Genomic DNA, 12357 nt, shown 5'->3' with positions numbered 1-12357 from the left:
GATGAACTCCTGTAATCGCCCATGTTTGTTGTTTCCTCTTACTTGTGGTGAATAAGAGGCTTACTTCTAACATGGGCACTCCTTCGGGCAATAGCCCACAGGAACAATCACCACCGCTCAAAGCGGTGGTTTAGAGGTGACAACAAAAAGGCAAGGTATTACCCTGCCTCCATAAAAAGCTATCTGTTATGCCCAATTATTTCTTGGGTAAATTGACTTCAATTTTTTGGTTCAATGCTTCCAACTCAGTTTTCAGAGCGGTCAACTGGGCCTCTTCATCGGCAACAGCCTTTATCTTGACATCATACTTGTCACAATCTGCCTGAGACACCCAGTTCCAGCTAGTGCCCGATTTAAATTCATCACACGGCTTCTTGAAGTCTTCAGCCACGCGCTTAGCTTTCTTAACATCAGCTTCTGTGTTGGCAACCTGTTTTTGTAACAATAGCTGCTGCTGGTAAAGCTCTTTCGAGTGGGTCAACACCACTTGCTGCTTTTCTGTGGCTGTCTTTAACTCAACAACTTTAGTATCAAGTTTCTTCTTGGTCACGACTAATTTCTTTTGCTGTTGCTTCAATTGAGCCAGCTGTTTCTCATAGTCGGCTTTCTGTTGCTCAAGCTCAGCTTGCTTATTCGCTAATTGTTCAAACGCCTTTTCAAGCTCTAACGCTTTATGCGTTTCTAGAGCCTCAAAGCTCTCCTGTAGGGCCTGTTTTTTTTCAGCCAACAAGGCATTTTTCTGTAACAGTAGCTCATACTCTTCTTGGCTAGGTCCGGGGCTACGATTCCAAACGGCCGAAGCCAAAATACTTCCCAGTACAAAACCAACCACTAATGAAGCTTTCCAAGATGACATCATATATATTCAACCCGCTAAACAAATCGCCTTTCCTGCCCCACACCAGCTTTCGCCTAAACACTAACGTAAACCGCCTACAGAACTCAGGACACCACCAATATGTTAATAATATCAGCCAGATATTTTCTTTGTGTCATGATTTCATCAAAATGAATACAAAACCGATGAGATTTCGGCTTATTCACCAAAAGCAGACAAAAAAAGGAGCATGTTTCATGCTCCTTTTTTCTCATCGATTATTTCGATGTCAGGTTCAAAGTCAAATCGCCGGGTTTAATCCATCCCATTTTTCGCATAAATTCTGCGATAATCAGCGTGACGACGGCCGGTAATATTAGATGCATAAGGATAACCGCCGTGTAAATTTCACCACTACTCCATCCGGCGGCATCGAGCGCGATAAATGACTGGATCTGCCCGACAAAACCGGATGTTCCCATCCCTGCTCCCAATGGCGTGTTTTCCAGTGTAAACACCAGCGTGGCAATCGGGCCAAGAATTGCTGAAGCTAAAATAGGCGGCAGCCAAATCTTATGATTCTTGACGATATTAGGCATTTGCAACATCGATGTACCAAGCCCTTGAGCTACAACACCTGCCCAGCGGTTTTCACGAAAACTCATCACGGCAAAGCCGACCATTTGAGCACAACAGCCTACAGTTGCCGCTCCTGCAGCCAAACCGTTCAGACTAAGCATAATCGCAATTGCCGCACTGCTGATAGGAAGCGTCAACGCCATCCCCATCAAAACAGCAACAACCATTCCCATCAGTAACGGTTGTAACTGCGTCGAATACATAATGAGATCCCCCAGTGCCGTCATTAACGCACCAACCTGAGGACCAACAAGCGTACCGACAGTAACACCAACGACCACAGTAACGGCCGGAGTCAGCAGAATATCAATCTTTGTTTCATTTGCGACCAATTTTCCGCATTCAGTTGCCGCTACTGAGGCAATATAAGCGCCGACTGGCCCTCCCAGTGCAGCGCCTGCCGCACCCGCCGTTGTGGCCGAAAAAAGAACCAAAGGCGGCGCCTTCAGAGCATAGGCAATCGCCACGCCAATTGCAGGACCGGTCATCTGCTTGGCAATAGGCCATAGAGTTTCCGAAAATAGCGGAATACCCAACTTCATTCCCAGTGTATTTAAAATCGAGCCAATCAATAAGGAGGAAAATAAGCCTAACGCCATATAGCTCATGGCGTGAACAAAATATGTCCGGGCAGAAAAATCTATATTCTTTCGATGTAAGAAGTCACTGAGTTTGTGCTGTGCTAGCTGCATGATAATACGTCACTGTATATGGCAATTTGTTCGAGATGAGCAAAAATCAAAGTCACTGATTCTACATGACTGCGCTCAAACGAGCCATATTCCACCAGCAGCACAAGGAGGGAGATAATAAGTATATATTGATAAAATCCCCAGTGGACATTGCTCACACTCCTGCCTCCCTAGTTTTACTTACCCCCTTACCATTTCAGGCCCACTACACATATTAGCCACAATATTACGAGCCAAGATTTACTCATTCGAGCCTCAGCCATAACGTGAAATGCCAACGCTAAATACCGACCACTATCTTGTATTCAATCCTTGGAGCCCCACAATGATAAGTTCCTTAACTGCACGGATTCCATCAACCCTGACACGACTCGCGGCTGCTATTACTCTAATTATCAGTCCGTTTCATCTAGAGGCAAAAACAGCACCTGAGATCATGACGGCTCGACATTATGAAAAACAGATTCCCTCTGAAGCAATATCAACCCAAGATACGACTTCTGCTTACTATGTCAGTGAAAAACTAGATGGCATTCGCGCCTTCTGGAATGGTGAAAAACTAGTCACCCGTACTGGCAACGTTATTTCAGCGCCAGCTTGGTTCATCGCCTCGTTGCCCAGTAATACGCCTCTCGATGGAGAGTTATGGGCTGGTCGAGGCTCATTTCAACACATTGCCGCAACGGTTTTGGATCAATCCCCAAATGATGAACAGTGGAAAACGGTTAACTATATGATCTTTGATTTACCCTCCAACCCCGACCGATTCGAACAACGCCTGAAACAGCTATACACTGTCATTACACAAATAAATCGTCCTCACATTCAACTTGTCCCGCAACACTCCTATCAAAATCAGACCGCCCTTGAAAACAAGCTAGAGGAAATCACCCAAGGCAACGGGGAAGGCTTGATGCTTCACCACAAAGACAATCTCTACCAGAACGGTCGTTCTGATCGTTTATTGAAAATGAAACAGCACCAAGATGCCGAGGCCGTCGTTATTGGCTACGAAGAAGGAAAAGGTAAGTTCAGCGGCATGATAGGGGCTATCTGGGTTTTGACCACGGAAAATATAAAATTCAAAATTGGCTCTGGATTTAAAGATAACGACCGAGAGAATCCGCCACTTATCGGCTCAATCATCACTTACCGCTACAATGGTTACACCGATAACGGTATACCGCGTTTTGCTCGTTACCTCAGGGGGAGATCTCACTCAGACATCTGACATTTCCAAGCGATTTCTTTACGGCTCAGAACGTGACAAAGAAAAGCCGCTCTTTCAAGCGGCTATTACTGACTTAACTATGTCACTGCATGCTCGACACTATAGTTTATAGCGCTTAACTTCTTGCTCAAGCTGGTTGGCAAGAGCTTTCAAACCTTCAGCCTGATGTGCCGCTTCCTGTGCCTCGCCTGCCATCTGATTTGCGACCTCCTGAACGCCTTCCGTATTGCGGCTAATTTCAGCCGTAACACTCGATTGTTCCTCTGCCGCCGAAGCTATCTGAGTTGCCATATCACTAATCACATTGATTTCATTGGCGATATTATTAATGCTGACGCCAGCATCGTCCACATCCTGCACACTAGTTTCAGCCAATTGATGACTGTCTGACATCACCGTGACTGCCTGCTTAGTCGTAGACTGCAGCGTTTCAATCATTGTTTGGATTTCTTCTGTTGAGGTATGGGTACGCTGAGACAATACCCGCACTTCATCTGCCACTACAGCAAACCCTCTTCCCTGCTCACCAGCCCGTGCTGCTTCTATCGCCGCATTCAGTGCCAGCAAGTTCGTTTGCTCGGCAATATCTCGGATAGTGGAAAGAATAGAGCTAATCTTCAGGGCATGGCCATTAAGATCTTCGATAATATTCACGGCGCTATCGACTTCTTTGGCAAGATTACCAATTGAGGATTGGCTCTGACCAACTTGCGCATGCCCTTCTTCCGTCAACGCCACAGCTTGTTCTGCCGTTTTCGCAGTATTTTCCGCATTGCCGGCAATTTCCTGTGTTGCACTTGCCATTTCTGTAACAGCAGTTGCGACCATAGTGATCTCATCTTGCTGGTGGCGAATATTTTTGCTCCGCAAGGTAGCGGCATCAGCAGAGTCAGCCGCTGAATGATTAAGCTGTAGGGTAATATCACGCAAGTTAACGGCCATAGTATGCAGGCGCCCTACAAACTGATTGAAGTTATCTGCCAATTTACCGACTTCATCATCCGACTGCATATTAATCCGTACGGTCAGATCACCTTCACCGTTGGCAATATCTGACAGCGCAGCTGAAACATTGTTAAGCCCCTTGAACAGATGAGATACCAGCCATGCCGTAAATGCAGAAACAAAAGCCATAATCAGCAAGCCGAACAATGCTAGCTTCAACAGCATACTATTGAGAGGCGACACCAATGTGGCTTTGTCCATCACCAAAGCGATGGCCCATGTGGTATTGGGAATAGCACTTACTGCAACCGCTTTCTCACGATCGTCCATATTGGTGAAGAACAATGATCTTGATGACATCGCCTGCTCTAGGTTCTGTTCATTAAACCCCTGGCCCAATTCAGTGATTGGCTTTAGTTCCAAATCCTGATTCGGATGCGCAACAACTAGGTTATTCTTCGTATCGAGTAACATGGCGTACCCCTTACCCGGAACGGTAATATCAAGTACATCCTCCATTAACTGGCCCAACGCAAGATTCGAGCCTACAACCCCAAGCATTTTACCTTGGCTATATACCGGCTCAGCCAATGTCACCACCAAGGTTTGCATTGTATGGCTTACATAAGGTTTAGTTGTAATTTGCTTTCTTGCTGCTGAAGCTTCCTTGTACCAGCCTCGTACCCGTGGATCATAACCTGCTCGATTTAACGACGGATCATGACGATGCATAACACCTTCTTTTGTGCCGTAGTAACTTAAACCAAATCCACCTGATACCAAGGTTTGCTTAAGGTGACCGACAATATCCAATTGTGAATCACGCTTAATGGCATTTACTGTTGCTGAAACAGAATTTTGACGATCGTGAAACCAATCTCCAATTCCCTGGCTATAGGCCTTTGCCGTATTTTGGCTCTCACTTTCAATGGCTGACCATGCTTGTTTGTCGAGTGTTTGATATGAAAACCCACCTAACACAAGAATAGTAATTAGAATGAGTAATACGCTTGATAACACAAGCTTCAGTTTAAGACTTAAACGCATATTTTCCCTAGATCTAGTTATAATACTCTAAGGAATATAATGCTTCTAAATAATTATGCCACCAGTAACACTTAAACTATGAGCACACAATCACTCAATGGTGAATTTTTATGCTGGTAATTCGTGATAGCGCTGTCAAGTTAGAAATTTTGCCAAATTAACCGATGTTCTATACCTCTTCAGGCCTTACATATTCATTCTCGGTTCACTTAACTTCGGTTACAATCTACTACATGAATATCAATAAGCGATTACTCACAGCACTTTGCATGATTTTCCTTTCAGCGCCAATAGCTAACGCTACTCCGACGCTAGAAATCGATGAAGATCATGACGATGTTATGGAAGCCGTTCAGCAGGGGCTCATTCAACCCTTTTCTGCACTCAAGGCAACTGTCAGTAAACAACTTCATGGCCGGATAATTAAAGTTGAATTGGAAGAAGATGATGATATTTGGGTCTATGAACTCAAACTCATCGACCCCAATAACAATATTGTCAAAGTTGAATACGAAGCTAAAACGCTTTCTATAATCGAAATTAAGGGCCGTAATCTGGAAAATGTTATCAAGGTATCAGAATGAAAATACTTGTCGTTGAAGATGAAATCACACTAGGCGAACAAATTGTCAGTGGCTTGGAACAAAGTGGCTGGGTCGCAGAGTTATCTACCGATGGTATTGATGCCCTTTATCGGGCGACGTCTGAACCTTGGGATGCCATCGTTCTCGATCTTGGCCTACCTAAGCTTGACGGACTAACCGTTCTTAAAGGGATTAGGGATGAAAATGTCACCAGCCCAGTCGTTATCCTCAGCGCCCGTAACGAACTGACCCAGCGTGTTGAAGGCCTGAATGCCGGTGCGGACGACTACCTGACCAAACCCTTCCAGATGGTGGAACTCATTGCCCGCTTGCGCGCCCAGCTGCGCCGCTCGACCGGTAACGCCTCCCCTGTTATTCAGGCCTGCGGGTTAAGTTTGGATACCCGCAGTTCAAAAGTTCTGTACCAGGGTGAAGCTATTGACCTGACAGCATTAGAATTTAAAGTGCTGTCTTATATGATGCATAACGCCGACAAAGTGATCTCTCGCTCTGAATTGGTTGAGCATATTTATAAGCAGGACTTCGACCGGGATTCAAACACTATCGAAGTTTTCATCGGGCGTATACGTCGTAAAATTGGTGGCGATGTCATTAAAACCGTTCGAGGGCTTGGATACCGCATCAATGCCGATTAACGCTCGTAGTAAACACCTACCAAGCCTACGCAGTCGCTTACTACTTGCTGCGACTGTATGGCTTTTAGCGATAACCCTTTCTGCGGGCTATCTGGTTCCGAGCTTTATCAAAAGCTATCTTATCGATCAGGAAAAACAGCAGCTCTATCTTTATCTCGATGAATTAACTGCGCTCGCTGACGTTGATTCGAACGGTAAGCTATCGCTCCCAAATAAGCTGTCTAACCCAAGGTTTCAGTCACCTTATAGCGGCCTTTACTGGGCTCTGACGGTCAATGAAACCCAGATCCGTTCCCGTTCATTATGGGATACAAGCATCACCGGAAATGAGGAAGGCGGATATACAGGTCCAGATGAGCAATCTCTGCTCGTGGTCAAAAGAAAATTCCTACTGCCTGAAATTGACGAACCCGTCGAACTTGCCATTGCGGCTAACCAAGATAAATTGATGGCGACATTGCAGCAGCTAACCCATGGCCTGTGGTTAATATTGCTTATCATGGCTTTTGGTATATTGGCCCTAACCTGGTTACAAGTCAGCTGGTCACTCTGGCCATTGAAAAAATTACAGCAAAACTTGAAAAACGTTCGCGAAGGCAACTCAACCGAACTCACGGGTTTCTACCCGGTTGAAGTCAGACCTGTGATAGACGATCTTAATGCGCTTCTATTCCATTACCAGGAACTACTAGAAAGAGCGAGAAACCATGCAGGTAACCTCTCTCATGCACTAAAAACCCCTATCGCTGTATTGAATAACGAAGTCGCCCTGCTTAATGATGACACGAAACACAAATTGTCACCGCCACTTCAGCAGCTGCAGCAACACATCGATTATCACCTTGGCCGAGCACGGATGGCAGGTGCGGCAAATATTCTTGCGGCTAAAACTGCACCGGCAACACGTGTTGATGCTATTTCTCTGGCAATGGATAAGGTGTACGCACATCGTAATGTGGTACTGGTCAACGAACTCGACAGCGCGCTCAATGTCGCGATAGAGAAGCGCGATCTTGATGAAATCATCGGTAACCTGATTGAGAACAGCTACAAATGGTCAAACAGTCTGATCCGTGTCCACCAAGTCGACGATAATGCTCAGCAAGTCACGATTATTATCGAAGATGATGGCCCAGGTATCGATGCCAGCGAATATGAATCAGTTATTAAACGTGGTGTTCGCCTTGATGAAACCACGCCGGGTACTGGCCTTGGGCTAAACATAGTCAGTGAGCTGGCACACAGCTACCGGGGAAGCCTAACACTAGAAAGCAGCTCTCTGGGGGGACTAAAAGCTGAATTGGTATTGCCGTTACCTCGAAACTAAATTTACCTTGTCTCGCAAATAAAACTCCCTAACAAAAATGCAGCCTTGCGCTGCATTTTTACTGTCTACTATATTGTACCGGCCATTACTATTAGACAGTCCAAAACGTCAAATTCACAATCCTTACGGCAACTCCAATGACAAAGCAGCTGACTCCCAGGCGATACGATTTATATTCTGCGGTATCCATGCCAACCCGCTTGTAAAACATTTTGATAGCGCCAGACCAATCGCTCGTCCGCTTGCCATACTGTATTACACTCTTGGCTATGAACAAGAGTCCAGACAGAATCAAAATCATTTCGGCAAAACTCATTGTGGTCTCCAGCATGATTTCTCCCTCACTTGCCGTCACCGTCTATTACAAACTTAGCGGATCAGTAAAATTGCACAATTAGACCAAAGTGGAAGCCCCTCCCACTACTTCGACCAAATCGGTTTTGATCTTCAGAGCAAGAATACTCACGGAGGAGAACTAGTGTATTATTTAACGGCATACGATAGCTGACTGAAAACTCAGATAAGTGTACCGATTCGTATGCCTTTCGTGTAGAATCCAGCCCCCGGAATTATCAACGTACGATATCGAGGCGATATGCAATTACTCGAAGCCAAATTACATAAAATTGACCGTCACAATTACCGCAGCTATTCAAGCCTGCGTGGAGAATATCAATTCGTTGACTTCGACTTTTATATCGATACGACGCAGGCTGACCCCTACGCTCCGGCTTCGCGTGTTCGCGCTCGCCGTAAGTGGTCATTAACCGATCTTGAGTGGTTAAAGGAACAGTCTACTGATTATCAGCGTGCTGCCCGTGATTTTATTGCACGTCAATTTGCTGATCTAGCGCAGCAAATTAACGAAATTCAAATTGATCGTCCGGGTCAGACTATTCTTGACCGTACAGCTGTTGTCTTCGATGATGATGCTATCGAACTTCGTTTTCGGATAAACCTGCCCGCCGATGGCCGTACCATTATTGCTAAAAAGACAGCTAATCTGCTGACTTTTACCATGCCGAAAATCATCCGCCGTGCAACTATCGCTCGTGAATTGCCACTAGACGAAATGAAGCGCCACTGCGAAACAGTGGAAGATCAGGTCGCGCTTCGTCACCAACTAAAAGAAAAGGGACTAATGGCTTTCGTCGCAGACGAAAGTATCCTGCCTCGTCTAGCCGGTAACAGTGATTTACCAATGCCCGATGCCGTCCCGTTTGTCAGCCCGGAGAGTCTCGCTATCACGCTAGAGGCTCCTCACAAAGGTACGATACGCGGTATGGGGGTTCCTTTGGGCATCACCATGATCGTTGGCGGCGGTTTCCATGGTAAATCAACCCTGCTTAATGCCATTGAAAACTCGGTTTATGACCACATCCCTGGCGATGGACGTAGCTATGTTGTCACTGATGATACGGCTTCTAAGATACGAGCAGAAGACGGTCGCTGTGTCCATAACGTTGATTTGACACCATATATCAGCAACTTGCCAATGGGTAAAGATACCAGCGCATTCAGTACGCAAAATGCGTCAGGGTCCACTTCACAAGCTTCCTGGCTACAGGAATCACTGGAAGCCGGTGCCCAAGCATTGCTCATTGATGAAGATACATCGGCGTCAAACTTCATGATCCGAGATGAGCGTATGCAGTCTCTGATCGCTAAAAGCGATGAGCCAATAACCCCGTTGGTCGACCGTATCTCACTACTTCGTGATCAACTGAATGTTTCCGTACTGTTGGTTATGGGTGGCTCTGGTGACTACCTGGATGTCGCAGACACTGTTATCCAGATGCATAACTACGAAGCTGTCGATGTAACAGCCAAAGCACGCGAGGTGGTAAAATCTCACCCTACCCGTCGCCAGCTTGAAGGCTCTGAAGAAATCCAACATCCTCGTACCCGTAAGATTAATCGCTCTGCGTTACAGACGATGTTGGAAGACGGAAAATTCAGAATTCAGGTAAAAGACAAGACTTCACTACGTTTCGGTCGTGAATTTGTCGACCTACAGGCATTGGAGCAGGTTGCCGACTCGAGTCAACTCCATGCTGTCGGATGGCTTTGGTTCCAGCTGGCACAAGGCAAAGGCTGGGAGAAGAATCCAAGCAAAGCATTCCAACAAATGCTGCACGATGATTGGTTTAAGATGATGCCTAATTACGGCGATTTGGCCAAACCTCGCGTAGTTGAAGTTATGGCGGTACTTAACCGTATGCGAGCAGCAGACTTTAAATAGCGCTAAATAACAACACTGAAATCACCTAAAGGCGGCATGACAAAATGCCGCTTTTTCTTTCACTATATCCTATACCCACCCACGTTCAACTTCCTCCACACCGATATCCCAGAACCTACGCAAACGAAAACTAACCAGCTATTCACGCTCAATACAGCTGTAAAACTGTTCCTTTGATGTTGATGATGTTTCAAACAACCAGCGACTGATCACAATTAGAGCAGTTATTCAAATATGTACATATTTACGTACTAGGATTGTTTTTGTTCATCGGAGGTCTAACAAGGAGAGTCAAATTGAAACGTATCACAACCCTACTTTTATTTTGCGTCATTTCATTTACCAGCCAAGCCAGCACCTCACCTTCGGGCGTCAGCCAAAAAGGCTATACAGAAACCAAGTATCCAATCGTTTTGGTTCATGGGCTATTTGGCTTTGATTCACTGGCCGGTATTGATTATTTCTATGGCATCCCACAGGCATTAACCAAGAGCGGAGCAACTGTCTATGTAGCGCAAATCTCTGCCACCAACAGCACCGAATTGCGTGGGGAGCAACTGCTTACTCAGGTACAAGAGGTCCTTGCCGTTACTGGTGCGCCAAAAGTGAATCTTATTGGCCATAGTCATGGTGGCCCCACCGCACGTTACGTTGCCTCTGTTGCCCCGGAACTTGTTGCCTCTGTGACCAGTATCGGGGGAGTAAACAAAGGCTCACGTGTTGCTGATATTGTACGAGGTACCGTTCCGGATGGTTCACTGCCTGAAGGTGTCGCTGTTAAGCTCGCAGAAGGCTTGGTAACACTAATAAACTTGTTATCCGGGGGCAGTGATCTACCACAAGACCCACTAGCCTCTCTAGCAGCACTGACTACCGAGGGCTCACTGAAATTCAATCAGGACTATCCTGAAGGAGTCCCTACTACTGCATGTGGAGACGGTGACTATATCGCTACAAACGGCGTATATTATTACTCTTGGACAGGTACCAGAAACTTCACTAATGCCTTAGATCCAACTGATGCCGCTATGGTCATTTTAGGTCTAGCCTTTGATGAACCCAATGACGGCCTTGTCGGCCAATGCAGCACCCATCTGGGCAAAGTTATCAGGGATGACTATAAAATGAACCACCTTGATGAAATCAACGGCATGCTAGGAATAACCCACCTATTCGAAACGGCTCCTACCACGCTGTATCGTCAGCACGCCAACAGACTGCAGCTACAAGGATTGTAAGTTATGAAAAAAACCGCACTCGCGTTACTCTGCGTTGTTGGGGCTGCTGGTGCGGTCTATTACAGCCGTATACCGACCTCTGATGAACCAGTCACCAAACTCGCTTCACAGCAAGACACCAGTGTTGATACTGAATCCTCTCGCGATACCTTTGAATATTTCCTGTCTGGTCTAGGTGAGGCTGATCTCAGCACCCTCAAAAACAATTTCAATTCGTACAACAAAGAACAAGCCAACGCTTATCAGCTCGATGAAGAGCTCTTCCAACGGTTTATTGACTATAAGGCCGCCCTAACAAATATAGACTCCACTGATATTGACAAGCTCAATATTGAACAGATCCGTCAACTAATGGATCAGCTCATCAACCTCCAACTTCAATTCTTTTCCCCACAAGAACAGCAGCAACTATTTGCAGAAGAGAATCAACTAAGAGAATTGGCCTTGAAGCAACTGGATATTCAACAGCAAGCTCAAAATTCTGAAGATGCAACTGTTCTCTGGCAACAAGAAATTGACCTGTTATCTCCCGACTTACAACAAAGCTATCAAAATGCCAGCCTGCTAAGTCAACTGCAGCATACGAAGACAATGGATGATCAGGAACGCTATCTTGCCCATCAAGAATTGGTAGGTACTGAGGCAGCCAATAGACTTGAAACTCTTGCTCTGGAGCGTGATCAATTCAAACAGACAATGGAGAAATACCTTGAGCAACGTAAAAAAATACAAACCAATAACCAGTTAAACATCGAAGAACAACAAAGTGAAATTAACACATTGAGAAACAGTATATTCTCTGTAAACCAAATCCGACGAGTTCAAGCATTAGAAAGAATTGCAGATGAGCGACTAAAGTCATAAGAAAAAGCCGTATTGTATATTTATGATTAAATAGCAAAACACACCAAGGTATCAACACCTCACCAACAAATCATT

10 protein-coding genes are annotated in these 12357 nt (G+C 45.6%); 7 read left to right on the top strand and 3 right to left on the bottom strand.

Annotation, left to right across the window (positions count from 1 at the left end; all coding sequences use genetic code 11):
- Window positions 1-196: 196 nt before the first annotated feature.
- Window positions 197-859, bottom strand: coding sequence for a chromosome segregation ATPase (locus EDI28_RS25025; RefSeq protein WP_128786586.1), 663 nt, complete (start codon window positions 857-859; stop codon window positions 197-199).
- Window positions 860-1095: 236 nt separating this feature from the next.
- Entirely contained in the window at window positions 1096-2148 is a 1053-nt protein-coding gene (locus tag EDI28_RS25020) for a PTS sugar transporter subunit IIC (protein ID WP_128786585.1), read from the bottom strand.
- A gap of 325 nt (window positions 2149-2473) precedes the next feature.
- On the opposite strand from EDI28_RS25020, the gene EDI28_RS25015 reads away from it, so the two are divergent.
- Window positions 2474-3379 (top strand): DNA ligase, encoded by a 906-nt coding sequence (locus EDI28_RS25015; RefSeq protein WP_128786584.1) that lies wholly within the window; start codon window positions 2474-2476, stop codon window positions 3377-3379.
- A gap of 99 nt (window positions 3380-3478) precedes the next feature.
- Here EDI28_RS25015 and EDI28_RS25010 read toward each other — a convergent pair whose 3' ends face one another.
- Complete coding sequence (locus EDI28_RS25010) at window positions 3479-5371, bottom strand: methyl-accepting chemotaxis protein (RefSeq protein ID WP_128786583.1); 1893 nt, start codon at window positions 5369-5371, stop codon at window positions 3479-3481.
- Between the two features lie 233 nt (window positions 5372-5604).
- Between EDI28_RS25010 and EDI28_RS25005 the strand changes: the two genes are divergently transcribed.
- From EDI28_RS25005 to EDI28_RS24975, 6 genes are all read left to right on the top strand, one after another.
- Window positions 5605-5955: a PepSY domain-containing protein gene (locus tag EDI28_RS25005; RefSeq protein WP_128786582.1), complete on the top strand. Its 351-nt coding sequence runs from the start codon at window positions 5605-5607 to the stop codon at window positions 5953-5955.
- A complete protein-coding gene (locus EDI28_RS25000; protein ID WP_128786581.1) occupies window positions 5952-6611 on the top strand; it encodes a response regulator transcription factor in 660 nt (219 codons plus the stop codon). Before EDI28_RS25005 ends, EDI28_RS25000 begins: the two co-directional genes overlap by 4 nt.
- Window positions 6601-7938 (top strand): sensor histidine kinase, encoded by a 1338-nt coding sequence (locus EDI28_RS24995; protein WP_128786580.1) that lies wholly within the window; start codon window positions 6601-6603, stop codon window positions 7936-7938. Before EDI28_RS25000 ends, EDI28_RS24995 begins: the two co-directional genes overlap by 11 nt.
- Before the next feature lie 595 nt (window positions 7939-8533).
- On the top strand, window positions 8534-10180 hold the full coding sequence (locus tag EDI28_RS24985; protein WP_128786578.1) for an ABC-ATPase domain-containing protein: 1647 nt from the start codon (window positions 8534-8536) through the stop codon (window positions 10178-10180).
- Between the two features lie 332 nt (window positions 10181-10512).
- Window positions 10513-11418: a lipase family alpha/beta hydrolase gene (locus EDI28_RS24980; RefSeq protein WP_233353505.1), complete on the top strand. Its 906-nt coding sequence runs from the start codon at window positions 10513-10515 to the stop codon at window positions 11416-11418.
- A gap of 3 nt (window positions 11419-11421) precedes the next feature.
- A complete protein-coding gene (locus EDI28_RS24975) occupies window positions 11422-12282 on the top strand; it encodes a lipase secretion chaperone (protein WP_128786576.1) in 861 nt (286 codons plus the stop codon).
- The last annotated feature ends 75 nt before the right edge of the window (window positions 12283-12357 follow it).

Origin of the sequence: Photobacterium chitinilyticum (assembly GCF_004104355.1) — a bacterium.
GTDB lineage: Bacteria > Pseudomonadota > Gammaproteobacteria > Enterobacterales > Vibrionaceae > Photobacterium > Photobacterium chitinilyticum.
The sequence above is the reverse complement of the archived record's forward strand: the minus strand, read 5'-3'. Positions and strand labels throughout refer to the sequence as shown.